This is a genomic window from Streptomyces sp. JJ36, assembly GCF_021696945.1.
GTDB lineage: Bacteria > Actinomycetota > Actinomycetes > Streptomycetales > Streptomycetaceae > Streptomyces.
On sequence record NZ_JACYHE010000087.1, the window covers coordinates 1 to 24,740 of the forward strand.

Annotated in this window: 21 protein-coding genes and 1 riboswitch; of the genes, 13 read left to right on the forward strand and 8 right to left on the reverse strand. The window is 74.7% G+C overall.

Annotated elements, in window-relative coordinates:
• Positions 1–240 precede the first annotated feature (240 nt).
• Positions 241–1,053 carry a M23 family metallopeptidase gene (locus tag HOY81_RS23880; protein WP_237322755.1) on the reverse strand — a complete coding sequence of 271 codons (813 nt, stop codon included), beginning with the start codon at positions 1,051–1,053 and terminating at the stop codon, positions 241–243.
• Between the two features lie 548 nt (positions 1,054–1,601).
• On the opposite strand from HOY81_RS23880, the gene HOY81_RS23885 reads away from it, so the two are divergent.
• Positions 1,602–2,678 (forward strand): hypothetical protein, encoded by a 1,077-nt coding sequence (locus HOY81_RS23885; protein WP_237322774.1) that lies wholly within the window; start codon positions 1,602–1,604, stop codon positions 2,676–2,678.
• A gap of 146 nt (positions 2,679–2,824) precedes the next feature.
• Positions 2,825–4,174, forward strand: a complete 1,350-nt coding sequence (locus HOY81_RS23890; protein WP_237322756.1) for a hypothetical protein — start codon at positions 2,825–2,827, stop codon at positions 4,172–4,174.
• A gap of 229 nt (positions 4,175–4,403) precedes the next feature.
• Here HOY81_RS23890 and HOY81_RS23895 read toward each other — a convergent pair whose 3' ends face one another.
• Positions 4,404–5,405 (reverse strand): helix-turn-helix transcriptional regulator, encoded by a 1,002-nt coding sequence (locus tag HOY81_RS23895; RefSeq protein WP_237322757.1) that lies wholly within the window; start codon positions 5,403–5,405, stop codon positions 4,404–4,406.
• Positions 5,406–5,730: 325 nt separating this feature from the next.
• Here HOY81_RS23895 and HOY81_RS23900 point away from each other — a divergent pair, with 325 nt between their 5' ends.
• The 3 genes from HOY81_RS23900 (at position 5,731) to meaB (ending at position 11,134) form a co-directional block, all read left to right on the forward strand.
• Positions 5,731–7,680, forward strand: coding sequence for a methylmalonyl-CoA mutase family protein (locus HOY81_RS23900; protein ID WP_237322758.1), 1,950 nt, complete (start codon positions 5,731–5,733; stop codon positions 7,678–7,680).
• Positions 7,680–9,980: a methylmalonyl-CoA mutase gene (scpA, locus tag HOY81_RS23905; protein ID WP_237322759.1), complete on the forward strand. Its 2,301-nt coding sequence runs from the start codon at positions 7,680–7,682 to the stop codon at positions 9,978–9,980. Before HOY81_RS23900 ends, scpA begins: the two co-directional genes overlap by 1 nt.
• 170 nt (positions 9,981–10,150) lie before the next feature.
• Positions 10,151–11,134 (forward strand): methylmalonyl Co-A mutase-associated GTPase MeaB, encoded by a 984-nt coding sequence (gene meaB / locus HOY81_RS23910; protein WP_237322775.1) that lies wholly within the window; start codon positions 10,151–10,153, stop codon positions 11,132–11,134.
• A 99-nt stretch (positions 11,135–11,233) separates the two neighbouring features.
• Here the strand turns inward: meaB and HOY81_RS23915 are convergent, their stop codons facing one another.
• A complete protein-coding gene (locus tag HOY81_RS23915; protein WP_237322760.1) occupies positions 11,234–11,620 on the reverse strand; it encodes a VOC family protein in 387 nt (128 codons plus the stop codon).
• Between the two features lie 254 nt (positions 11,621–11,874).
• On the opposite strand from HOY81_RS23915, the gene HOY81_RS23920 reads away from it, so the two are divergent.
• Positions 11,875–12,462 carry a DM13 domain-containing protein gene (locus HOY81_RS23920; RefSeq protein WP_237322761.1) on the forward strand — a complete coding sequence of 196 codons (588 nt, stop codon included), beginning with the start codon at positions 11,875–11,877 and terminating at the stop codon, positions 12,460–12,462.
• Between the two features lie 57 nt (positions 12,463–12,519).
• Here HOY81_RS23920 and HOY81_RS23925 read toward each other — a convergent pair whose 3' ends face one another.
• The 3 genes from HOY81_RS23925 to HOY81_RS23935 are packed head-to-tail and all read right to left on the reverse strand — an operon-like array spanning position 12,520 to position 14,132.
• Entirely contained in the window at positions 12,520–12,999 is a 480-nt protein-coding gene (locus HOY81_RS23925) for a hypothetical protein (RefSeq protein WP_237322762.1), read from the reverse strand.
• 45 nt (positions 13,000–13,044) lie between these two features.
• The gene (locus HOY81_RS23930; protein ID WP_237322763.1) at positions 13,045–13,287 is read right to left on the reverse strand and encodes a DUF397 domain-containing protein; all 243 of its coding nucleotides are present in this window, start codon (positions 13,285–13,287) and stop codon (positions 13,045–13,047) included.
• The gene (locus HOY81_RS23935; RefSeq protein WP_237322764.1) at positions 13,284–14,132 is read right to left on the reverse strand and encodes a helix-turn-helix transcriptional regulator; all 849 of its coding nucleotides are present in this window, start codon (positions 14,130–14,132) and stop codon (positions 13,284–13,286) included. The genes HOY81_RS23930 and HOY81_RS23935 overlap by 4 nt, the downstream gene beginning before the upstream one ends.
• A 123-nt stretch (positions 14,133–14,255) precedes the next feature.
• Between HOY81_RS23935 and HOY81_RS23940 the strand changes: the two genes are divergently transcribed.
• Complete coding sequence (locus HOY81_RS23940) at positions 14,256–14,693, forward strand: ATP-binding protein (RefSeq protein ID WP_237322765.1); 438 nt, start codon at positions 14,256–14,258, stop codon at positions 14,691–14,693.
• Between the two features lie 77 nt (positions 14,694–14,770).
• Here HOY81_RS23940 and HOY81_RS23945 read toward each other — a convergent pair whose 3' ends face one another.
• Both HOY81_RS23945 and HOY81_RS23950 read right to left on the reverse strand, forming a co-directional pair.
• Positions 14,771–15,454 (reverse strand): HAD-IA family hydrolase, encoded by a 684-nt coding sequence (locus HOY81_RS23945; protein ID WP_237322766.1) that lies wholly within the window; start codon positions 15,452–15,454, stop codon positions 14,771–14,773.
• 300 nt (positions 15,455–15,754) lie between these two features.
• Entirely contained in the window at positions 15,755–16,756 is a 1,002-nt protein-coding gene (locus HOY81_RS23950; protein ID WP_237322767.1) for a penicillin-insensitive murein endopeptidase, read from the reverse strand.
• Between the two features lie 360 nt (positions 16,757–17,116).
• Here HOY81_RS23950 and hpnR point away from each other — a divergent pair, with 360 nt between their 5' ends.
• The 6 genes from hpnR to HOY81_RS23980 all read left to right on the forward strand — a co-directional run bounded on the left by hpnR (position 17,117) and on the right by HOY81_RS23980 (position 24,626).
• Positions 17,117–18,610 (forward strand): hopanoid C-3 methylase HpnR, encoded by a 1,494-nt coding sequence (gene hpnR, locus HOY81_RS23955; protein WP_237322768.1) that lies wholly within the window; start codon positions 17,117–17,119, stop codon positions 18,608–18,610.
• 175 nt (positions 18,611–18,785) lie between these two features.
• Positions 18,786–18,912: riboswitch (cobalamin riboswitch) on the forward strand.
• Positions 18,913–19,058: 146 nt separating this feature from the next.
• Entirely contained in the window at positions 19,059–19,250 is a 192-nt protein-coding gene (locus HOY81_RS23960; RefSeq protein WP_237322769.1) for a hypothetical protein, read from the forward strand.
• On the forward strand, positions 19,247–20,455 hold the full coding sequence (locus HOY81_RS23965) for a CbiQ family ECF transporter T component (RefSeq protein WP_237322770.1): 1,209 nt from the start codon (positions 19,247–19,249) through the stop codon (positions 20,453–20,455). Before HOY81_RS23960 ends, HOY81_RS23965 begins: the two co-directional genes overlap by 4 nt.
• On the forward strand, positions 20,452–22,095 hold the full coding sequence (locus tag HOY81_RS23970) for an ABC transporter ATP-binding protein (RefSeq protein WP_237322771.1): 1,644 nt from the start codon (positions 20,452–20,454) through the stop codon (positions 22,093–22,095). The genes HOY81_RS23965 and HOY81_RS23970 overlap by 4 nt, the downstream gene beginning before the upstream one ends.
• Positions 22,092–22,955 (forward strand): ECF transporter S component, encoded by an 864-nt coding sequence (locus HOY81_RS23975; RefSeq protein ID WP_237322772.1) that lies wholly within the window; start codon positions 22,092–22,094, stop codon positions 22,953–22,955. The genes HOY81_RS23970 and HOY81_RS23975 overlap by 4 nt, the downstream gene beginning before the upstream one ends.
• A gap of 207 nt (positions 22,956–23,162) precedes the next feature.
• The gene (locus HOY81_RS23980; RefSeq protein ID WP_237322773.1) at positions 23,163–24,626 is read left to right on the forward strand and encodes an MFS transporter; all 1,464 of its coding nucleotides are present in this window, start codon (positions 23,163–23,165) and stop codon (positions 24,624–24,626) included.
• The last annotated feature ends 114 nt before the right edge of the window (positions 24,627–24,740 follow it).

Below are 24,740 nucleotides of genomic sequence, written 5' to 3' on the forward strand. Positions count from 1 at the left end.
CAGAACGAACCCGCCACCCACCACCCCTCCCCCCGTAGCCCGCCAAGCAGTGACCCCAACCCAGGGCAGCCCGCACCCGGCAACGCACCCGCCGCCACCCCGACCGCGACACCGCGCCCCCGCCGCACCCGGCAACACACCCGCCACCACCCTTCGGCACCGGGCACTCAGCGGCCGGCCGGCGCAACAGGAGACCCCGCGCGGGAGCCGGGCTCCCGCGCGGGGTGGGGGCGAAGGGCGTCAGCAGACCGGGACGCCCGGGAGTTTGGACGCCGGGTGGTCGATGTAGATGTTGGTGATGAAGCCGTTCTGGTCGCGCAGCTTGCTCCACCAGTTGTTGGTGTAGCCCTCGGCGTGCACGGTGTCGCCCTGCTTCTGGCACAGCACCCGGACCTGGGTGGGCCCGCTCAGGCTGGTGACGACCGGCGAGCTGAGGTAGGCGTCGGCGCGCACCCGGACCCCGGAGCCCCAGGTGGTGAACGGCTGGCCGGCGCCGCCGCAGCCGTTGTCGCTGGTCAGGTAGTACTGGTAGTAGCTACCGGGGTAGGCCAGTCCGGAGCCGTTGATGCGGATGTTCTGCCCGACGCCGTTGTAGAGCTGCTCGTAGTGGATGTGCGCGCCGGTGGAGTTGCCGGTGCTGCCGGTGGTGCCGATCTGCTGCCCCTGGCTCACCTGGGCACCGTTGGGCACGGAGAAGCCGGCGAGGTGGAAGTAGTACGTCTTCCAGCCGCCGCCGTGGTCGATGGAGATGTAGTAGCCGGCGCCGCCCGGCTGGTTGTGGCGGTAGGCGGTGCCCGGGGCGGAGGCGAGGACCGGGGTGCCCGCGGTGGCGCCCCCGTCGGCCCGGACGAAGTCCAGCGCGCGCCGTACCTCGGCGGAGTGGTGGCTGTACGTCCACCGCTGCCCGCACGGGTACGGGGCCTTGAAGTTCGGTGCCGCAGCGATCCCGGCGGAGGTGTCCGCGCTGCTCGCCTGCGCCGGTGCGACCAGTAGCCCGACCAGCGCCAGCAGCGCGGTGGCCAGGACGGCCGCAAGACGTCTCGGGTGCGTCATGGTTGCTCCTCGGTGGGGGGCGCGGCAGAGCGCTGCGAGGTGACCGCAGCACCCTGCGGGACGCAGCGAACGTAACGACGCGCCCCCGGCCCCACAACGGGTGACCGGGGCCTTTCGACGGTGACGCAATGTCTTGGCCCGGCGCTGACCGGAGCCGCACCATGACCCCTTGACCACCGCGTCCGCGGCGGCGTCTGTCCTCCCCTTCCCCCACCCCGAGGAGCGGACCCATGCGCCTTCTGCCCACCGGACCCCGCTCCGCCGTACACCGGCCCGCACCCGGCGCGGGACCCGGCACGGGACCTGACGCTGCGTCAGAGCGGCGCGCACGCCGCTCCGGTCGCTCCGTCCGCTCCGGCCGACCGTCCCGGACGGCGCTTCGGCCGCTCATCGCTCTGGGGTTGGGACTGGGCCTGCTCGGGGTGCCGGTGGCGGCGCCCGCGGGCGGTGCGACGCACTCCGCCGGTGCGGACTCTCCCCGGTCGAACGCCGCGCACGCCGCGCACACGGCGGACACCGCCGACGTCCCGGCGGGCGTCACCGCGGGCATCGCGGTGTTCGACCGCCGCACCGGCGAGTTCACCGAACGGCGGGAGGCGGACCGGCGTTTCCGGTCGGCGTCCGTGGTGAAGCTGCTGCTGGTGCTGGACGTGCTGTGGGACCGCGCCCCGTCCGCCCTTCCGGCGGAGGAGCGCGCCCGGCTGGAGGCGATGCTGCGGCACAGCGACGACCAGGCGGCCAGTCACTACTGGGCGCAGCGCGGCGGCAGCCGGATCATCGAGCGGATGGTCCCGCGGCTGGGCCTGACCGGCACCGTGCCGCCGCCGTCCACCCACCCCGGCTACTGGGGGTACACCGCGCTCACCGCCGCGGACACCGTACGGATCTACCGCCATCTGCTGGAGGAGGCACCCGCGGCGGTGCGGGACTTCGTGCTGGGCCACCTGCACCGGGCGACACGGTGCGCCGGTGACGGGTTCGACCAGTACTTCGGCATCGCCTCGGCGTTCGACAAGCCGTGGGCGCTCAAGCAGGGCTGGTCCGGGTTCACCTCGGGCGGCTGTACGGCCGGCGCCTCGCCGGCCCGTACACGGGGACCGCACCCCGGCCGGGACGGGCGGGCGGCACCGGAGACGCGGAGCGAGCCGGACGCCGGGCACCGGCCGGAGGGGCGGCCCTCGGACCCGCCGGTCGTGGACCTGGTGAGCGAGGCCCTGCACACCACCGGCACGGTCGGCCCGGACGACCGCACCATCGTGGCCGTCCTGACGCTGCACCCGGACGGCACGCCGTACGGCACCGCCTACTCCCGCCTCACCCGGCTGGCCGGTTCGCTGGACGTACCGGGTGCCGAGCGCCCCGCGGGCACCTGGTTCGGCACCTGGGGTTCCGGGGTGCGGGTGCGGGCCGCGGCGACCACGGGCTCGGACGTGGTGACCACGCTCCCGGCGGGCGTCGAGGTGCTGGTCGCCTGTCAGCAGCGCGGCCAGCGGGTGGAGGTGCCGCCGTACAGCAACGACTGGTGGGCCTATCTGCCCCAGTACGGCGGCTATCTGACCAACATCTACGTCGACACGCCCGGCAACACGCTCCCGGACGTCCCGGAGTGCCGGCAGGCCCGCTAGAGCCCGCCGCGCGGCCCCGGGCCCCGGTTCCCGGCACGGCGGGACTCCCGCACGCGCCCGCACCTCCGCGCGGCGTCCGCACCACCCGCGCATCCCCGCGCATTCCCGCGTATCCCCGCGTATCCGACGAAAGGACACCCCCCCCCATGCGTGGTGACAGAGTGCAGCGAGCGACCCGACGGAGACAGGGCACCCTGGTGGGTGCGCTGGCCCTGCTGGTGCCCGGCCTGCTGCTGACCCCGTCGGCGTCCGCGGCCGGGCACCGGGCCCCGGCGGAGATCCCGGCGCAGACCACAGGCGCGTCCACCGCCGCCCCCGCGGCCCAGCCCGGCGCCCAGCCCGGTGAGCGGGACGGAAGGGTCTCCTGGCGGCCGGAACTGTCCCGGCTGGACGGCGACGACGTCAACGTCACCCACTCCTCCGGCGCGCTCCGGGTGCGGGGCGACGCGCTCCGCCCGGCGTCCGTGGACGCCGGGCGCGGCTACGGCTCCGCCGTGCTGGAGGCCCGCTCGCTGGACCGTACGGTCGACCGGGTGGCCGTCCGGCTGGACGCCCGGGTGCCTTCGGGGGCGCGGGTGGCGGTGGACGTCCGCGGCCGGGCGGACGGCGGCTCCTGGACCGAGTGGCGCGAGGCCCGGCGCGGCGATCCGGCCGCGCTGCCGCGCGCCGTCTCCGAGGTGCAGGCACGGCTGACGCTGTGGAGCGCCGAGGACGGGACGAGCCCGGCCGTACGCGGGCTGCGGCTCACGGCGGACGCGACGGGGCGGCCGGAGGAGGCCCGGGAGCGGCAGACGGCCGGGGCGTTCACCGCCCGGGTCTTCGCCACCCGCGAGGGCCTGGTCGGGCACACCACCGCGAACGGGCACGTCATCCAGCCGAACGACCACTTCGTGGCGCTGCCCTCGCGGCGCGGGCTCTCCCCCCGGGGCAGCGGGGAGTACTCGGTGCGGGTGTGCGGCCCGGCCCGCTGCGAGACCGCGCCGGTGTGGGACGTCGGCCCCTGGAACACCCGCGACGACTACTGGAACCCCTCGGCCACACGTGAGCAGTGGAAGGACCTGCCGCGCGGCCTCCCGGAGGCCCAGGCTGCCTATCAGGACGGCTACAACGGCGGCCGCGACCAGTACGGCCGGCAGGTGGCCAACCCGGCCGGCATCGACCTGGCCGACGGCACCTTCTACAACGTCGGGCTGAACGACAACGGCTGGGTGACCGTCACCTATCTGTGGACCGACGACGGCGGGGACACCACCTCCTTCCCGACCTGGGGCTCCGACGTGAACATCCGGAAGTCCGCGACGACGGACTCGGCCGTCGTCGGCACCCTGCCGAACCCGACGACGGTGCGGGTCCGCTGCCAGGTGCGCGGGCAGCTGGTGCACTACAACGGCTACAGCAACGACGCCTGGGCCTATCTGCCGGACTACGGCGGGTACGTCTCGAACATCTTCATCGACGTCCCCGAGGCGTGGTTGCCGGGCGTGCCCACCTGCTGAGCCCGTGCCCGCCGTGGCCTCCGCGGCCGGGCCCGCACACCGGACCGGGCCCACGGGCCCGCACGCCGGCCCCGCACACCGGGCCCCCGCGGGCCACGGCCGCCGCGCCCCCGCCGGGCGGGCCGCGCCCCGAGGAGCGGCCCGCCCGGGCGTGTGCCCCTCCGGCGCGGCCGCGCGGCGTACCCCCTCCCGCCTCCCGGCGTACGCACAGCAGCGCAGGCCCCGGGCCCTACCGCACCGGCCCGTCCAGCAGCGCCCGCCCCAGCGGCGTCCGGTCGTGCAGCACCCGGTTCCCGTCGCGGCGGGTGGTGAGCAGGCCCGCCTCGCGCAGCACGGAGGCGTGCCGGCTGGTGGTGGAGGGCACCAGCCGCATCGCGGCGGCCAGCGCCGTGGTGGTCATGGGCTGCTCCAGCAGTTCCAGCAGCCGGGCCCGCGAGGAGCCGATGAGCTGCGCCACGGGCGGCGTGACCTGGGACTGCCGGAGCCGGGTGAGCCAGCCGGGGGCCGGGGCGAGCGGGTGCACGAGCACCGGGGGCAGCGACTCGTCGACCAGCGCCAGCGGGGTCCGTACGCAGAAGAAGCTGGGGACCAGCGTCAGCGGCCGCCCTCGCAGGCGCAGCACCCGCTTCACCGGGTACGGCGCGCGCAGCACGTCGCCGTGGCGTTCCCAGCCGGGCCGGGCGGCGAAGCCGTCCAGCAGCCCCTCGGCGCCGCCGGAGAGGTACGCCTCGGCGCGCCGGGAGCGGTCCGCGGCGGCCTGCGCCCGTACGGCGCCCGCGTACGGCGCCACGGCGACGCGGTAGTAGCGCAGCAGCACCTCGCCGAGCCGGCGGAGCGCCTCGGGTTCGCCGCGGGCGAGCCGGCGGACGCTGTGCGGAACCGGGCCGCGGGCGGGGGTGTAGAGGCGGGAGAGCTCGGCGCCCAGCCGCCGCCGCGGGGTGGTGAGCACGCGGTCGACCCCCGCCTCCAGGCCGGCCTCGCCGCGGCCGGGGGTGAGGAAGTCGGGGAAGTAGGCGGCGGAGGGGCAGATCAGCATCAGGCTGCGGACGGCCGTCACCAGGCCGGCGCGTTCCAGCCCGGCCCGCACCTCACGGCGCCAGGGGCCGAAGACCGGTGGGGCCTGCGGGCTCTGGAGCAGGTGCAGGCTGAGGACGATCTCCCAGAGCGGGTCGACGCCCTCGGCTACCCGTATCCGGGACAGCGCCCCGTCCCCGAAGTCCACGTCCAGCACTGCGCACCCCTACACAGTCGCGCGCCCGCCCCGGTCACGGGCGGGCCGGGCGCGTCCGCCGGCCGGGCGGCGCGCCCGGGGCTCACTATAGGGAGCGCGCGACGTTATGGACACGAGCATGTCAACTCACTGCCGCCTCCCTGGCAGCTTCCTGCACCCCGCACTCCACCCGCCTTCCCCCGCCCGGCCCCCGGCCGCACCCTGGACCGGGCGGCGCGAAACCCGCGCAAAAGTTACCGATCGGTAGCGGAGTGCTCCGAAGAGAGGCCAGGGTCACAGGTGTGACCTCTGCTGCTCGTCCGTGCGCCTGATCTAGCCTGCTGTTATGACGGTCCTGCCTGACGACGGGCTCTCCCTGGCCGCCGAGTTCCCCGAAGCGACCCGTACGCAGTGGCAGCACCTGGTCGCAGGTGTGCTGCGCAAGACGGGCGCGACGGAGGCGACGGGCGCGGCAGCCGAGGAGGCGCTGTCCACCACCCTCGAGGACGGACTCGCCACCCAGCCGCTCTACACGGCTGCGGACGGCGCGCCCGCCGGGCCCGCCTACCCGGGCTTCGCCCCCTACACCCGCGGCACCACGCCGACCGGCCACGTGCCCACCGGCTGGGACGTGCGCCAGCTCCACGCCCGCCCGGAGCCGGAGCGCGCCAACGAAGCCGTCCTGGCCGACCTGGAGAACGGCGTCTCCTCGCTCTGGCTGGCGGTCGGCGCACACGGCCTGCCCGTGGACGGCCTGGAGACCGCGCTGGCCGGCGTCTACCTCGACCTCGCCCCGGTGGTGCTGGACGCCGGCGCCGACACCGGGCCCGCCGCCCACGAGCTGCTGCGCGTCCTCGACGCCCGCGAGGTCCCCCGGCACGCCGCCGCGGGCAACCTCGGCGCCGACCCGCTGGGCCTCCTCGCCCGTACGGGCGAGGAGAGCGGCCTCCCCGAGCGCACCGCCACCGCCGCCGAGCTGGCCGCGCTCTGCGACCGGGAGTACCCGGGCCTGCGCGCCCTCACCGCCGACGCCCTCCCCTACCACGAGGCGGGCGCCTCGCCGGCGCAGGAGCTGGGCTGCGCCCTCGCCACCGCCGTGGCCTACGTCCGCGAGCTGACCGCCGCCGGGCTGCCGGTGGACGCCGCCTGCGGCCAGCTCGAGTTCCGCTTCGCGGCCACCGCCGACCAGTTCCTCACCCTCGCCAAGCTGCGCGCCGCCCGCCGGCTCTGGGCCCGGGTCGCGCAGGTGTGCGGGGCTTCCGACGGCCCGGGCGGGCCGGCCGCGCAGCGGCAGCACGTGGTGACCTCCCCGGTGATGTACACCCGCCGCGACCCGTGGGTGAACATGCTGCGCGCCACCATCGCCTCGCTGGGCGCCGGCCTCGGCGGCGCCGACGCCGTCACGGTGCTCCCCTTCGACCACGCCCTCGGCCTGCCGGACGGCTTCGCCCGCCGCATCGCCCGCAACACCTCGACGATCCTGATCGAGGAGTCGCACCTGGCCCGGGTGACGGACCCGGCCGGCGGCTCCTGGTACGTCGAGCGGCTGACGGACGAGCTGGCGCACGCAGCCTGGGCCTGGTTCCAGGAGCTGGAGCGGGCCGGCGGCCAGGCCGCCGCCCTCCGCTCCGGGCTGGTCGGCGAGCGCCTCGCGGAGAACTGGCGGCGGCGCTCCCGCCGGCTGGCGCACCGCACCGAGCCGATCACCGGCGTCAGCGAGTTCCCGCTGCTCGCCGAGCCCCCCGTGGAGCGCGACCCGGCGCCGGAGCCGCCGTCCGGCGGCCTGCCGCGGGTCCGCCGGGACGAGGACTACGAGGCGCTGCGCGCCCGTTCGGACGCAGCGCTGCGCGCCCGTTCGGACGCAGCGCTGCGCGCCCGTTCGGACGCGGCGCTCGCGGCGGACGGCGCCCGGCCGCGGGTCTTCCTCGCCGCGCTCGGCTCGCCCGCCGCGCACACGCCCCGCGTCACCTTCGCCGCCAACCTCTTCCAGGCCGGCGGCATCGAGCCCGTGCACGACCCGGTGACCGTGGACCCGGAGTCGGCCGGCGAGGCGTTCGCCGCCAGCGGCGCCCGGATCGCCTGCCTCTGCTCCAGCGACACGCTCTACGCCGAACAGGCCGAGCAGGTGGCCGCGGCGCTGAAGGCGGCCGGGGCCCGCCGGGTCTACCTCGCCGGGCGGCCCGACGAGGAGACCCGCGAGAGGTACCTGCGGGCCGGAGTGGACGAGTTCGTCTTCGCGGGCGGCGACGCGGTCGCCCTGCTGAGCTCCGCCCTGGACCGGATGGGAGTGGCCTGATGACCGCACAGCAGCACCCGGGCTCCGCACCGCACCCGGCCGGCATCCCCGACTTCTCCGAGGTCCCGCTCGCCCCGGAGGAGCCGCGGCAGCCGGACGCCCCGGCCGCGGAGGCGCCCGCGGGCGCCCCGGCCGGCCCGGCCGCCCCGACCGAGGACACCTGGCGCGCCGCCGTCGCCGAGGCCACCGGCAAGACCCCCGAGGACCTGGTCTGGGAGACCCCCGAGGGCATCGCCGTCAAGCCGCTCTACACCGGCTCCGACCTGGACGGCCTGGACTTCCTCCAGACGTACCCGGGCATCGCCCCGTACCTGCGCGGGCCGTACCCGACGATGTACGTCAACCAGCCCTGGACGGTCCGGCAGTACGCCGGCTTCTCCACCGCCGAGGAGTCCAACGCCTTCTACCGCCGCAACCTCGCGGCCGGCCAGAAGGGCCTCTCCGTCGCCTTCGACCTGCCGACCCACCGCGGCTACGACAGCGACCACCCGCGGGTCACCGGCGACGTCGGCATGGCGGGCGTGGCCATCGACTCGATCTACGACATGCGGCAGCTCTTCGACGGCATCCCGCTGGACCGGATGAGCGTGTCGATGACGATGAACGGCGCCGTGCTGCCCGTCCTGGCGCTCTACATCGTGGCCGCCGAGGAACAGGGCGTACCGCCCGAGAAGCTGGCGGGGACCATCCAGAACGACATCCTCAAGGAGTTCATGGTCCGCAACACCTACATCTACCCGCCCCAGCCCTCGATGCGGATCATCTCCGACATCTTCGCGTACACCTCGCAGAAGATGCCGCGCTACAACTCGATCTCCATCTCCGGCTACCACATCCAGGAGGCCGGGGCCACGGCCGACCTGGAGCTGGCGTACACCCTCGCGGACGGGGTGGAGTACCTGCGCGCCGGGCGGGAGGCGGGCCTGGACGTGGACGCCTTCGCGCCCCGGCTCTCCTTCTTCTGGGCGATCGGCATGAACTTCTTCATGGAGATCGCCAAGCTGCGCGCGGCCCGGCTGCTGTGGGCGAAGCTGGTCAAGCGGTTCGAGCCGCAGAACCCCAAGTCGCTGTCGCTGCGCACGCACTGCCAGACCTCCGGCTGGTCGCTCACCGCGCAGGACGTCTTCAACAACGTCACCCGCACCTGTGTGGAGGCGATGGCCGCCACCCAGGGCCACACCCAGTCGCTGCACACCAACGCCCTGGACGAGGCGCTGGCCCTGCCCACCGACTTCTCCGCGCGCATCGCCCGCAACACCCAGCTCCTCCTCCAGCAGGAGTCCGGCACCACCCGGGTCATCGACCCGTGGGGCGGCAGCGCCTACGTCGAGCGGCTGACGTACGACCTGGCGCGCCGCGCCTGGCAGCACATCGAGGAGGTCGAGGCGGCCGGCGGCATGGCCAAGGCCATCGACGCGGGCATCCCCAAGCTGCGCGTCGAGGAGGCCGCGGCCCGCACCCAGGCCCGTATCGACTCCGGGCGGCAGCCGGTGATCGGCGTCAACAAGTACCGGGCGGAGAGCGACGAGCAGATCGAGGTGCTCAAGGTCGACAACACCGCCGTACGCGCCCAGCAGGCCGAGAAGCTGCGGCGGCTGCGCGCGGAACGCGACGAGGACGCCTGCCGCGCCGCGCTCGGCCGGCTGACCGAGGCGGCCGGCCGCGGCCACCGGGACGGCGACGGGCTGGAGCACAACCTCCTCGCCCTGGCGGTGGACGCCGCCCGCGCCAAGGCCACCGTCGGGGAGATCTCCGACGCCCTGGAGAAGGTGTGGGGGCGGCACGCCGGGCAGATCCGTACCATCTCCGGCGTGTACCGGAACGAAGCGGGCCCGTCGCCCGCCGTCGAGCGCACCCGCGGCCTGGCCGACGCCTTCGAGGCGGCCGAGGGCCGCCGGCCGCGGCTGCTGGTCGCCAAGATGGGCCAGGACGGGCACGACCGCGGGCAGAAGGTGATCGCCAGCGCCTTCGCCGACCTGGGCTTCGACGTGGACGTCGGCCCGCTCTTCCAGACCCCGGCGGAGGTGGCGCGGCAGGCCGTGGAGGCCGACGTGCACATCGTCGGCGTCTCCTCGCTGGCCGCCGGGCACCTCACGCTCGTACCGGCGCTGCGGGAGCAGCTCGCCGAGGCCGGGCGGGAGGACATCATGGTCGTGGTGGGCGGCGTGATCCCGCCACAGGACGTGGACACCCTGCGGGAGATGGGCGCCGCCGCGGTCTTCCCACCGGGCACGGTGATCCCGGAGGCCGCGGGCGACCTGCTCTCCGAGCTGGCCGAGTCGCTCGGCCACGACCTCTGAGCCGGGGAACGCCGGGCATGCCGGACCGCACACCGAAACCACCCCCGGGCGACGCGCCACACGGCGGGGACGGGCCGCACGGGCCCGCGGCACCGCGCGAGCCGGGAGCCGCCCGGAGCGGGGACGCAGCACAGGCCGCTTCGGCGCGTCAGCGCCGGCCCCGGCCGCGGATCGACGTGGACGCCCTCGCCAAGGGCGTGCTGGACGGCTCGCGGGCGCACCTCGCCCGCGCCGTCACGCTGGTGGAGTCCACCCGCGCCGACCACCGCGCCCTGGCCCAGCGGCTGCTGACCGAACTGCTGCCGCACACCGGCACCGCCCGCCGCATCGGCATCACGGGCGTGCCCGGCGTCGGCAAGTCCACCTTCATCGACGCCCTCGGCACCCGGCTCACCGGGAACGGCCACCGGGTCGCGGTGCTGGCCGTCGACCCGTCCTCCAGCCGCACCGGCGGCTCCATCCTGGGGGACAAGACCCGGATGGAACGCCTCGCCGTCGACCCGGCCGCCTTCGTCCGCCCCTCGCCCAGCGCCGGCACCCTCGGCGGGGTCGCCCGCGCCACCCGGGAGAGCATGGTGCTCATGGAGGCCGCCGGGTTCGACGTGGTGCTGGTGGAGACCGTCGGCGTCGGCCAGTCCGAGACGGCCGTGGCCAACATGGTGGACACCTTCCTGCTCCTCACCCTCGCCCGCACCGGCGACCAGCTCCAGGGCATCAAGAAGGGCGTGCTGGAACTCGCCGACGTGCTCGCCGTCAACAAGGCCGACGGCCCGCACGAGCGCGAAGCGCGCTCCACCGCCCGCGAACTCTCCGGCGCCCTGCGGATGATGCAGCCCGCCGACGCCACCTGGCGGCCGCCCGTGCTCACCTGCAGCGCCCGCGAGGGCACCGGCCTGGACACGCTCTGGGACACCCTGGAGCAGCACCGGCAGCACCTGGACTCCACCGGGCGGCTGGCCGCCAAACGGCGCGACCAGCAGATCGACTGGACCTGGTCCATGGTGCGGGACGAGCTGCTCGGCCGGCTCCACGCCCACCCGGCCGTACGGGCGCTCGCCCCGGAGGTCGAGGCCGAGGTGCGGGAGGGCGCCCTGACCGCCACCCTCGCCGCGGAACGCCTGCTCGCGGCCTTCGAGGAGCGGCCGGAGTCCTGACCGGGCAGACGGCGGGCGGTGTGCGGCCCGCGGTGCGGGGCCGGCGGCCCGGTTCAGGGGGGCCAGGGGTGGCGGCTCCCGGTCGCGGGTCCGCCCGGCTCAGGGGTGACGGCCCGCCAGGACACAGAACTCGTTCCCCTCCGGGTCGGTGAGGACGACCCAGCTGTGCTCCCCCTGGCCGACGTCGGCACGTCGAGCACCCAGGCCGAGCAGGCGGCGGACCTCCTCGTCCTGATCCCGGTCGGTCGGGTTGACGTCGATGTGCAGCCGGTTCTTGACGGTCTTGCCCTCGGGCACCCGCGCGAAGGTCAGCGCCGGCGGCACGGGGCCGGGGCGGTCCTTCCCTTCCGGCACCAGCGGGGACCCGATGGCGACGAACCCGTCCTCCTCCTCCAGCACCTCGTAGCCGAGGACCGCGCACCAGAACCGGGCGAGACCGCGGGGGTCGGCACAGTCGATCGCCAGCTCGGTGAACTTACTGGTCATCTCAGGGTCTCCCGGTCGGTAGGTGGCGGTTCCTCGGCAAGGTCACACGTGCACCGCAGTGTCACAGCCGGGGCCGGTGCCCACCAACACGTTTTCCGTCGCGGCAGGCGGTCTCCGTGGCCGCGGAGGCCCGCCCGCGGGCCCTGCCCGTCCCGTAAGACTTCCGTAATGCCCTGACCGGCGCCTCCGCGGGCGGACGAGGGTTGAATGGGGGCGTCCGTACGACGACGCCGACGCCTCCCGGGAGCCCCGCCATGATCCGCCGTCTGCTGCGCAGCCCCCTGGTCATCGGTGCGCTGGTGCTCGGCCTGATCGCCGTCGGGACCGGGCTGTACTGGTTCCAGCCGTGGAAGCTGTGGGTGGACGAGACGGTCAACGAGTCGCTGCCCACGCCCACCGCCGCCGCGGAACGGCAGCCGGAGCAGCCCGCCGGCACACCCGCCGCCTCACCGGACGCGGGCACCCCGTCGCCGCCGCCCGGGCCGCGCACGGTGGCCGACGGCGAGCTGATCACTCACGAGCACGCCACCAGCGGCACCGTGAAGGTCGTCGAACTGGCCGACGGCTCCCGGGTGCTGCGCCTGGAGGGCCTGGAGACCAGCAACGGCCCCGACCTCAAGGTGTGGATCACCGACGCCCCGGTGAAGCCCGGCAAGGCGGGCTGGCACGTCTTCGACGACGGGAAGTACGAGAACCTCGGCGACCTCAAGGGCAACCGCGGCGACCAGAACTACCCGCTCCCGGACGACCTCGACCTGGACACCTACACCAGCGTCAGCATCTGGTGCGAACGCTTCGGCGTCTCCTTCGGCGCCGCGGAGCTGGCCGCGACGCAAGCCTGAGCCCCGGAGCCGACGCCCTCCAGGCGTGGTGCGGGGGCGCCGGCCGTGCGGCGGGCGTCACCGGCCCGGTGCAGCCGTGCCGTCGGGGGGCGGCGCGGTACCGCTGCCGCCGATGGTGAGGTGGTGGACGTCCCGGCCCTGCACGACCGGGCCGTGCTGGGTGCCGCCGCTGATCTCGTTGTGGACGGTGGCGGGGCGGGCGGCGGCGGGCAGCTCGTCGATCAGGGCCCGCAGGTCGGCGGCCACCGCCTCCCGCTGCTCGGCGGGAACGACCTCCAGTAACCCCTCGAAGCGGGTCTGCCAGGTCGCCTCCTGCCGCGCCCGTACGACCTCCGCGGTGCCGTCGTCCGTGGCGGTCGTCAGCTCGGCCGCCGTACGGTCCAGCCGCTCCAGCTCGTGCCGCTCGCACTCCGGCTCGCCCCGGCCGAGCAGCACCGCCACGCGCGTGCGCAGGCCGCTCCACGCGTCGGTCCCGGCCGCCTGCACGACGGCGGTACCGCCCGCGGCGGCCAGCGCCGTCATCGCCTCGGTCATCATGCGTTGCACTCCCCCTCGTGTCTGCGAACGCGCCGTCGCGCGAGGTCAGTCCCGGGCGGCGAACTCCACGAACGCCGCCCAGGCGGCGGGCTGCACGTCCAGCTCGGGGCCGGGGACGTTCTTCGAGTCCCGCACGTGCACGGTGCCGGGGCAGGCGGCGATCTCGATGCAGTTGCCGCCGTCCGGACCGCTGTGGCTGGACTTACGCCAGGAGACGGCGACTTCGAGGCAGTTCCCGCCGCCACTACCGCTGTAGCTGCTCTTGAACCAGTCCCGCTCGGCCGTCATAGCTCTCCCGCTCCCCGTTCGATCAGACGCGCGGACTCCTCCATACTGAGGGCTTGCGAGCGCAGCTTGCCATACCGCAGTGCGAAGGCGCTGACCTTCACCGGATCGGTGATCACCATGCCGTTGTCTTGCGACTCCAGGTAGCCGACCTGGCGATGCTCGTCCGTCTCCAGCAGGACCATGGGACCGTCCAGTCCGGGATGCATCGCGGAAGCGAGAGGCATCACCTGGAGCTCCACGTTGGGCAGTTGCGCCACCTTGCCCAGGTGCCGGAGCTGCTCGCGCAGCACCCGCGTCCCGCCGACCGGGTTCCGCAGGACGGGCTCCCAGAGCACGAAGGAGAACTGCACCATCGGCGTCCGGGTCAGCAGCTTCTGCCGCTCCATCCGGGCCTCCAGGTGCTGCTCCAGGATCTCCTGCTCCAGCGGCGGGCAGTGCCCGGCGAACACCGCCCGCGCGTACTCCTCGGTCTGGAGCAGCCCCGGCACGAGCTGCGGCTCGTACTCGAAACGACTGACCGCCTCCAGCTCGATCTTCGCGAAGTCCTGGAAGAACTGCGGCAGCTTGGCGAGCTCCACCTCCTCCTGGAGCGCCAGCAGCGCGCCCTGCGTGTGCAGCACCCGCTCGACCGCCTCGGTGAACGTGCGCTGCGCCGGGCGCCGCGCCTGCTCGACGGAGGCCGTCTGCTCGTACGAGTACCCGATGCGGTCCGCCAGTTCGTTCTGCGTCAGGCTCGCCTGGTCGCGGAAGAGCCGCAGCAGGCGGCCGTAACACCGCCAGGCCTCCGGCCGGTTGTCGTTCCGCCGCTGCTGCTGGACTCGCTGCGCCTGCTTCGGACGGCCCATCGCCGTCACCTCCCCGTCCGGTCCCGGGTCCCTCCCGTACACCCCTCGTACCGGCACGTACCTGCACTGACGTACAGTCGGCCGCTCTGTCCAGGGTAGTTCCGGTGACGACATGGTCACCGTGTGAAGTCAGAGATTCCCTCTTCCGTGGACGTCCGTCCCCCGCGCCCCTTCCGCATGCTGTTCACCTCGTCGCGGCGCAGCGCCCGGCTCGCCCGGCGACTGACCGCCGAACGACTGGACGCCTGGGGGGTGCCGTACGACAGCGAACCGGCCCGCTCGGCCGAGCTGATCGTCGCCGAGCTGGCGGCCAACGCCGTCCGCCACGGCTTCGTCACCGGCCGGGACTTCGAGCTGCGCCTGGACACCCCGCCGGGTCTGGTCCGGGTCGAGGTCTCCGACGCGCTGGGCGAACGGCTCCCTCCGCAACACCCCTCAATCCCACCCGCGGGCGCCGAGTCCGGCTACGGGCTGCTGCTGGTCGACGCCCTCGCCTCCCGCTGGGGCGTCACGCCCCGCGCTCCCGTCGGCAAGACGGTGTGGGCCGAACTGAAGCTGTGAGGCGTGGGGAGACGGCCTCGCGGCCGGGGTGGTGGCGGCCGGACCGGAGGGTACGGGCGCCTTCCGGCCGCGTGCCGTCACGTGGCGGGCCGCTCGGGCAGTCGCAGCAGCTTGTCCGCCACGTCCACGAGGTTTTCGCCGGTGACGTCGGCGGGCAGGAAGACGTCCCCGGGTTCGCCTTCGAGCCGGGAGCACCAGCCGGTGAGCGCTCCGGCCCGCTTGGCGCCGTGGCAGTCCCAGGCGTGCACGGCGACCAGCGCCATGCGCTCGATCGGCGTGTGCAGCTGTTCCGCGGTGACGTGGTAGATCTTCGGGTGCGGCTTCCACACGCCGGCCATCTGCGCGGTGACGACATGGTCGACGAACTCGGCGAGTCCGGCGCCGTCGAGGAAACGGCGGGTGTTGTCGGCACTGCCGACGGTCAGGCAGGCGACGGTGACCCCGGCCTGCGAGAGGGTCCGCAGAGCCGGTGCGGCGTCGTCGAAGGCGGGCAGCGTGGCGAATCCGGCGAGCACATGGTCGATGCCGGCTTCGCTGAGCGTGTGCTGCGTTTCGGTGCGCATCGCCTGCCGGGCCACCGGCTCGAAGACAGCTTCGTCGCCTGCCAGGGTCAGTGCCATGGCGTCGCGCTGGAAGCGCAGGAACCACGGCGCCAAGACGGCAGCAGGCTGCCCCACCTCTTCCAGTCGTGCCGCGAGCGGATCAAGGTCGAGCAAGGTCTCCAGGACGTCGAACACGACCACGTCAGGCCGGTCAGGCATGCGGTCTCCTCGGTGCCGTTATGGGTGCTTGTGCAGCATAGGCCCGAGATGGGGTGTCACCGCGAAACCTCGAGGCCCGAAACCCCGACAGCTCGAGAGCGCCTCGGTACGCAAGGCCGACGAAGACCCTCACGCAGCATCGGGCTTGCTGTCACTGATCGGCGGGCTACGGGACGGCCCGCACCCGGCGGTCAGGCCGCCACCACCCCAGCCGCGAAGCCGCCCCCGCAGCCGCAGCCGCAGCCCGGCGACAGCCGCAACCACCGCCGCCACCACGGCCGCAGCCGCGCCTCGCAACCGTCAGCAGTCGTACAGCGAGCTGGGGTGCACCTTCTCGCAGTACCGGATGTGCAGGTGGTTGTCGTGGTTCGGGTACTCCGTGGTCAGGCCCTCCGAGATGAGCTGGGGGTCGTTGAAGAAGATCAGCTTGATGTGTCCGGGTGCCGTGGCGCGGATGCGCTGCACGAGCTGCCGGGTGGCGGCGCGGTCGTAGGCGCCGGAGCGCCAGGTGATGCGGGCGCCGGAGCACTGGTTCGAGTCGGTGCGGATCGGCCAGACGTCCACGTCCAGGCCCCGCTCGTGGCTGGAGTGGCCGTAGATGTCGCCGCCGTGCTCGAAGCTCACGTCGCCGACGGGGATCTGCCCGTTGCCCGTGCCGCCGAAGGAGGAGGCGGCCGCCTCGAGCTGGCCGGTGGCGGCGGCGGTGCCCCAGTTGGCGTTCCCGTTGCCGTCGGGGTCGACGTCGCACAGGGCGCCGGAGAAGTCCGGCGCCTCGTAGTGCCAGAGCAGGTTCTTCCAGGTGTTCGGCCCGACGACGCCGTCCACGCCGATGCCGGCGTGGCTCTGGAAACCGCGTACGGCCGAGGCGGTGCCGGACCCGAAGATCCCGTCCACGGCGAGGCCGGCGCCGCGCTTGGCGTTCAGCAGGTACTGCACGGCCTTCACCGCGGGGCCGGTGTCGCCCTGCCGCACCGTCTTCTGCAGGGCCGCCCAGGTGTTCGGCCCGACGATGCCGTCGACGCCGAGTCCGCGGGAGGACTGGAAGGACCGTACGGCGGAGTGCGTGCCCGGTCCGAAGATGCCGTCCACGGCGGGGGACTGGCCGTGCGCCCGCAGCAGGTACTGGATGGCGACGACGTCGCTGCCGCGGTTGCCCTGGCTCTGGGTGGGGTTGAAGGCGGCGCCGAAGGACTGGGCGGGCGCGGTGGCGCCGAGCAGCAGGGTGAGGACGGCGGCGAGCAGCAGGCCGAGGCGACGTGCGCCGCGCTGGCGGGCCCGGGGGGCGGGAGGTGCGGTGTCCATGGGGGGGCTCCTCGTGTCGGTGTGGGGCCTCCGGGCCGGCCCGGAACGGTCGTCGTGCACGCCGGCGACGCCCCGCACGCCAGGGTGTGGGGCGCCATGAGCATGCCATGACGCCGGAGTCCTACCCCGGGGAACACGTCCCTGCACCCACCCGCACCCCTCGTCCCGGCCGCACCCCGCGCCCCGCGCCCCGTCACCGCGACCCGCCGCCGGCCCGGACATCCCGCTCGTACGGCCGATCCGCCGGATGGCGCAACGCGGCGCGTCTCCCGGGCACTGAAGAGGCGAAGCGGGACAAAGGGTGAGAGAAAGCAACGGAAACGTTGAATCGGACGCTGTCGCGGACGGGAGACACGTCACATGCGGCTCATGCTCATCCATCCGAGTGCGCTGATGTACTCGGAGATCTTCCTGCGGCTGGAACCACTGGGCCTGGAACGGGTCGCGGCCGCGGCCCGGAACGCCGGTCACACCGTGCACGTCGTCGACCTCCAGGTCCTGCCCCGCTCCGTACTGGACAAGGAGATGGAGTCGTTCGCGCCGGACGTGGTCGGCCTCTCGCTGAACTACCTCGCCAACATCCCCGAGGCCCTGGAGATCGCCCACGCCGCCAAGGCGGCCTCCCCCGGCTGCTTCGTCTTCTTCGGCGGGCACAGCGTCTCCTTCATCGCCGAGCACGTGCTGGAGCAGGGCGAGGGCGCGGTCGACGCCGTGGTACGCGGCGAGGGGGAGCCCGCCGTCGGCCCGCTGCTGGAGGCCGTACGGGACGGCGGTGTGGCGTCGGTGCCCGGCGTGGTGAGCACCGAGGGGCGCGGACCCGCGCCGCTGCTGCTGGACAGCCTGGACGAGCCGCGGCCGGCCCGGGATCTGATGCGGAAGCGGAACCGCTACTTCATCGGCGAGCTGGACCCGTGCGCCTCCATCGAGTTCACCCGCGGCTGCCCGTGGGACTGCTCCTTCTGCTCCGCCTGGACCTTCTACGGGCGCAGCTACCGCAAGGCGAGCCCGGAGGCGGCGGCGGAGGAGCTGGCCACGGTCCGCGAGCCGAACGTCTTCATCGTCGACGACGTGGCCTTCATCCGCCCCGAGCACGGCCACGGCATCGCGGAGGAGCTGGAGCGCCGCGACATCCGCAAGCGCTACTACCTGGAGACCCGCAGCGACGTGCTGCTCCGCCAGCCGGACGTCTTCGAGCGGTGGACGAAGCTGGGGCTGCGCTACATGTTCCTCGGCATGGAGGCCATCGACCGGGAGGGCCTGGACCTCTACCGCAAGCGGGTCAGCCCGGACGACAACTTCCGGGCCCTGGAGGCGGCGCGGAAGATGGGCATCACGGTGGCGATCAACCTGATCGTGGACCCGGCCTGGGACGAGGAGCGCTTCCGCGTGGTGCGGGAGTTCGCGCTCTCCGTGCCGGAGATCGTGCACCTGACGGTGATGACGCCGTACCCGGGCACGGAGGTCTGGCACACCGACGCCCGCCGGCTGACCACCCGGGACTACCGGCTCTTCGACATCCAGCACGCCGTGGTGCCGACCACGCTGCCGCTGGACGCCTTCTACCGCGAGCTGGTGCGCACCCAGGAGGTGATCAACCGCAAGCACCTGGGACTGAGCACGGCGTTCCGCGCGCTCGGCATCCTCGGCCGGAACCTCGCACACGGGCAGACGAACTTCGCCCGCATGCTGTGGAAGTTCGGGCGGGTCTACAACCCGGAACGGCAGCTCGCCGACCACGCCCGGCGGGTGGAGTACGAGCTGCCGCTGCCGCAGCGCCGGGAGGCACCGGGCCGTCAGGACCTCTACATCCACACCCGGCCGCCGTCCGGCCGCGCCCGCAACCGGGCCCGCTGACGCGGTCCGCGGCGGCAGCTCCGGAAGGCCCGGGGCGCCGCCACGGGCGGCACCCGGGCCTGCGCAGCCGGTCCGTGCCGCTCCGGAGGCCCGCCCGGGCCCCGGTGGCAGTTCTCACAGCGGCGGCGCCTGGGCACGCCCGGGTGCCGCGCGTAGACTCGACCCGTTCCGCTGTGCTGCGGAGCCACCACTCGACGCGTACGCGACCAGGGGGAAGCCGGTGCGAGTCCGGCGCTGACCTGCAACCGTGAGCGGCCGGAGGGCCGCGAGCCGGGACACCCGTCGCGTATGTGACCAGAGCTTCTCACTGTCATGGTCTGCAGCGTGGAGCCCGAACCTCCGGGTCACCGGCCCCTGGCGCCGCCTCCGTACGGACGGCGCGTCGGGGGTCACGTGTGTGCCGGGCAGGCGGGCCCCGGTGCCGGCCCCGGAGCGGAAGGGCGCCACGATGACCCGTGCGACACGCGCGTACCCGGCCGCGCCCGCGCCGCTCGCGGGCGCCCCGCACCTCCACGGCACCCGCCGCACCCCCCGTACCGCCGTGGTGTCCGCCGCCCGGGGGCGCGCGGGCTCCCGCCCGGACGCCGGCCGGGTGCCCGTGACCGCCGGCCGGGGCGACCGGGCGGACTCCTCACCGTGAGCGGCCCCGGCGGCACCGGACGGGCCGGCACCGCGCCCACGACCGCAGACCGCCCGGCCGGCACCGGCACCGGTCCCGCCCCCACCGCGGCGCCGTGGCGGCCGCTGCCACGCACCCTGCACCCGGGCGCCTGGTGGCTGTGGGCGCTGGGCCTGGCCGTCGCGGCCACCCGCACCACCAACCCGCTGCTGCTCGGCCTGCTCCTGGCCGTCGCCGGGCTGGTCGTGGCGCAGCGGCGCAGCGACGCGCCCTGGGCGCTGTCCTTCCGGCTCTATCTGCTGCTGGGCGCCCTCATCGTCACGCTGCGGGTGGTCTTCCGGGTGGTCTTCGGCGGCGGGCAGGGCGACACCGTCCTCTTCGTCCTGCCGGAGATCCCGCTGCCCGACGTGGCCGCCGGCATCCGGCTGTTCGGCCCCGTCACCGCCGAGCAGCTCCTCGGCGGCTGCTACGACGGGCTGCGGCTGGCCGCCATGGTGGTCTGCGTGGGCGCCGCCAACGCTCTCGCCAACCCGAAGCGCCTGCTCAAGTCCCTGCCCGGCGCGCTCTACGAGATCGGCACCTCGGTGGTGGTCACCCTCACCGTCGCACCCCAGCTCGCGGAGAGCGTGCAGCGGGTGCGCCGCGCCCGGCGGCTGCGCGGCGGCCTCGGCGGCGGCCGGATGCGGGCGCTGCACGGCGTTCTCATCCCCGTGCTGGAGGACGCGATGAACCGTTCGCTGGCGCTGGCCGCCGCCATGGCCTCGCACGGCTACGGGCGCACCGGCCACGTCGCCCCGCGCACCCGGCTGCTCACCGGCACCCTGGTGCTCACCGGTCTGCTCGGCGTGTGCGCCGGGCTGTACGGCGCGATGGGCGGCGGCACCCCGCACTACCTGGGCGCCCCGCTGCTGCTGGCCGCGCTGGTGCCGGCCGTGGCCGGCTTCCTGCTCGGCGGGCGCCGGGTCCGCCGCAGCCGCTACCGGCCGGACCGCTGGCTGCCCGCCGAGTACCTGGTCGCCCTCTCCGGCCTCGGCAGCGGCGTGGCCCTGTACCTGGTCTCCCGCGGCGACGCCGCCGCGGTGCTCCACCCCACGCTGTCGCCCCTGGTGTGGCCCGGGCTGACGCTGCCGGCCGCCGCCGCGGCGCTGCTCGGCGTGCTGCCCGCCTTCCTCGCACCCCCGCCGCCCGCAACCCGTCCGGACCGACCGAGGGGAGCCGCCGCGTGATCCGCTTCGACCAGGTGACCTTCCACTACGCCGACAGCGCCGAGCCCGCCCTCCGGGACGTCGGGCTGACGGTCGAGGAAGGCGAACTCTGCCTGGTGACCGGCCGCACGGGCGTCGGGAAGTCGACCCTGCTGGGCGCGGTGAACGGCCTGGTGCCGCACTTCACCGGAGGCCACCTGCGGGGCACCGTCAGCGTGGACGGCGTCCGCACCGCCGACCGGCCGCCGCAGGAGTTCGCCCACCTCGTCGGCAAGGTCGGCCAGGACCCGCTGAGCGGCTTCGTCACCGACACCGTCGAGGAGGAACTCGCGTACCGGATGGAGCAGCTCGCCGTCCCGCCGGAGGTGATGCGGAAACGGGTGGAGGAGACGCTGGACCTGCTGGGCATCGCCGGACTGCGGCACCGGGCGCTGCGTACCCTCTCCGGCGGCCAGCAGCAGCGGGTCGCCATCGGCTCGGTGCTCACCGCGCACCCCCGGGTGCTGGTGCTGGACGAGCCCACCTCGGCGCTGGACCCCACGGCCGCCGAGGAGGTGCTGGCCGCCGTCACCCGGCTCGTGCACGACCTGGGCACCACCGTGCTGGTGGCCGAGCACCGGATGGAGCGGGTCCTCCAGTACGCCGACCGGCTGGTGCATCTCACCGGCGACGGGCGGGTCGTGGACGGCGACCCCGCGGAGCTGATGCGGCACGCGGACGTGGCCCCGCCGGTGATCCGGCTCGGCCGGCTGGCCGGCTGGGACCCGCTGCCGCTGTCCGTACGCGACGCCCGCCGCACCGCACGCGGCCTCCGCGCAACGCTGGAGGGGAGGGCCCCGGAGCCCCGGACCCCGTCGCAGGCGACCGTCGCGGGCGGCGGACCGGCGCTCGCCGCGCGCCGGGTCACCGTCACCCACGGCTCCACGGTGGCCGTCCACGAGGTGGACCTGGAGCTGGCCCCGGGGCAGGTGACGGCGCTGATGGGACGCAACGGCTCCGGCAAGTCCTCGCTGCTCTGGGCGCTCCAGGGCTCCGGCCCGCGGCGCTCCGGCTCGGTCGCCGTGCGGGGCGGCCGCGACCCGGGGAGGGTCTCCGCGCGGGAGGCCCGGCGGCTGGTCGGGATGGTGCCGCAGACGGCGAGCGACCTGCTCTACCTGGAGCGGGTGGACGCCGAGTGCGCCCAGGCAGACGCCGAGTCGGGCGCGGAGCCCGGCACCTGCCGGCGCCTGCTCGACGCCCTGGCCCCCGGGGTGCCCGGCGCCCGCCACCCGCGGGACCTCTCCGAGGGACAGCAGCTCGCGCTGGTGCTGGCGGTGCAGCTCACCGCGGCACCGGACGTGGTGCTGCTGGACGAACCCACCCGGGGCCTGGACTACCACGCCAAGGAGGCCTTCGCGGGAGTCGTGCGCGAGCTGGCGGACGACGGCCGCGCGGTCGTGGTGGCCACCCACGACGTGGAGTTCACCGCCCGCGCCGCGGACCGGGTGGTGGTGCTGGCCGAGGGCGAGACTGTCGCGGACGGGCCCACCGCCGACGTGGTGGTGTCCTCCCCCGCGTTCGCCCCTCAGGTGGCGAAGGTCCTCAGCCCGCAGCCGTGGCTGACCGTGGAGCAGGTCGGCCGGGCGCTGGCCGACCGGACCGCGCCGGCGGAGCACGTGTGAGCACGGCGGAGAACCGCGGGACGCGGGCGCTGCCGGTCCGGCTGCGCAGCGGCGTGGTGCTGACGCTGGCGAGCGTCGCCGGGCTGGCGATGTTCTGCTGGCCGCTCTTCGTGCCGCCGCAGCCGTCCCTGGCCGCGCACACCGCCGACGCCCCGCTGGTCTTCCTGCTGACCCTGCCGGTGCTGCTCGCCGTGGTGCTGGCCGAGATGTCCTCCGGCGGCCTCGACACCAAGGCGCTGGCCATGCTGGGCGTGCTCTCCGCACTGAACGCCGGGCTGCGCCCGCTGGACGCCGGCACCGCGGGCATCGACACCGTCTTCTTCCTGCTCGTGCTGGCCGGACGGGTGTTCGGGCCCGGGTTCGGCTTCGTGCTGGGCGCCACCTCCCTCTTCGCCTCCGCGCTGCTCACCGCCGGGGTCGGGCCGTGGCTGCCGTTCCAGATGCTCGCCTCCGGCTGGATCGGGCTCGGTGCCGGGCTGCTGCCGCGCCGCGTCACCGGCCGCGCCGAGATCGCCATGCTGGCGGCGTACGGGGTGGTGGTGGCGTACGTCTTCGGCTTCCTGATGAACCTGTGGTTCTGGCCCTACGCGCTGGGTCCGGGCACCGACCTCTCCTTCGTGGCGGGCGCGCCCGTGCTGGAGAACCTGCACCGGTTCGCCGTCTACACCCTCGTCACCTCCACCGCCGGCTGGGACACCGGCCGGGCGCTCTTCAACCTGCTGGCGATCGTGGCGCTCGGGCCCGCGGTCCTGGCGGTGCTGCGCCGCGCGGCGCGCCACGCCGCCTTCGGCGCGCCCGTCACGGTCACGCCCGCGGGGCCCGCCGCGGACGGCGCGGAGGGGCGGCCCGGGGCGCGCTGATCGCGCGCGCGACCGGTCCGCGTGGTGCCGGTGCCCCGTCCGGCCCCCGGGGGCGTCGTGTCGTGACACCGGCCGGGGATGACGGTCCTTAAGGTCCTGGTGTGGGCGATCCGTGCTCGGGGGTCCCCGCAGCTCGGGCTGTTCCGCCCCGCCGAGCGCCCGAAGCCGGGCAGGGACGGCCCCGCCCGGCCGACCAGGAGTGCCGCCTTGCCTGCCACGGAAGCCTCATCAGCGCCCGGTGGTCTCGGCTGGAACCGTGAGACCGCGACGCTGGCGCTGCTGTCGTTCGCCATGCTGATCGTCTCGCTGGACCAGTACATCGTCGTGGTGGCGCTGCCCGACATCGCCCGCGATCTGGGCTACTCGGCACAGACGCTCCAGTCGGTCATCAGCGCCTACGCGGTGGCCTCGGCCGGCTTCCTGCTGTTCGGCGGTCGCGCCGCCGACCTGCTGGGGCGGCGCAGGGTCCTGACGACCGGACTCGCGCTGTACGCCGGGGCGGCGCTGGCGGGCGGACTCGCCACCGGGCCGGGCATGCTGCTCGCCGCACGCGCCGCGCAGGGACTCGGCGGGGCGCTGGTCTTCCCCACCACGCTGGCGCTCATCAACACCACCTTCCCCGAAGGCAGGACGCGCAACCGCGCTCTGGGCGTCTGGGGCGGTGCAGGCGCGGCCGGGCTGGTGATCGGCGTGCTGCTCGGGGGACTCCTGACCCAGGCCTTCGGCTGGGAGGCCGTCTTCCTGGTCAATGTCGCCCTGGCGGGACCGGCGCTGCTGCCGGCGTTCGTGGTGATCCCGCCCGACGGGGCCCGCGAGAAGGGCCGCACCTTCGACCTGCCGGGCGCGCTGAGCGTCACTCTGGGCGTGACCCTGATCGTGTTCGCCCTGGTTCAGGGGCCCGGGCTGGGCTGGCTCTCGCCGGGCATCCTGGTCAGCGCCGTGGCGGGCCTGCTGCTCGTCGGGGCCTTCGCCGTGATCGAGCGGCGCAGCGCGGACCCGCTCATGCCACCGGGGCTGCTGGCGAACCGGAACCTCGTCACCGGCTCCGTGATCGCCTTCACGTTCATGGCCACCTTCGGCTCGGTGCTCTACTTCCTGTCGCTCTACTTCCAGCAGGTCCTCGGTTACGACGCCCTGGAGACCGGCGCCGGGTTCCTCATCCCCACCGCCGTCGTGGTGGCCGGCTCGACGACGGCCGGTCAGTTCGTCTCCCGGTTCGGGCTCCGCAGCACGCTGGTCGTCGCCCTGGCCCTGGGGGCGCTCGGAGCGGTCCTGCTCGGCGTGGCGGTCTCGCCCGACGGCTCGTACGGCGCACTGATCCCGGGGCTCGTGGCACTCGGCATCGGTGACGGCGTGGTGTTCACGGCCATGTTCATCGCCGCCGCGACCGGCGTGGCGGCCCGGGAGCAGGGCATCGCGTCGGGCATCGCCTCCACCGGTTCCGGGGTCGGCGCCGCGGTCGGCCTCGCCGTCCTCGTCCTCGTGGCGACCGCCGGCCTCGACGACCTCACCGGCGAACGCCTGCGCGCCGCGACCGCGGACGGGATCAGCACCACGCTGTTCGTGGTGGCGGGCGGCATCGCCGCCATGCTGCTGCTCGCGGTGACCCGGTGCCCGGCCCCGGCGGCGCCGGCACCGGCTCCCGTACCCCGCCAGTGGCGTCGCTGCTGAGCACCGGGGCGACGCGGCCCCCGGTGGACGCACGACGGGCCCGCGCCCTGCCCGCCACGGGCCACCTCGAGGCGCGGGCCCGGCGCGCCGCGAGCGCCGGTCCCCGGCCGGGCC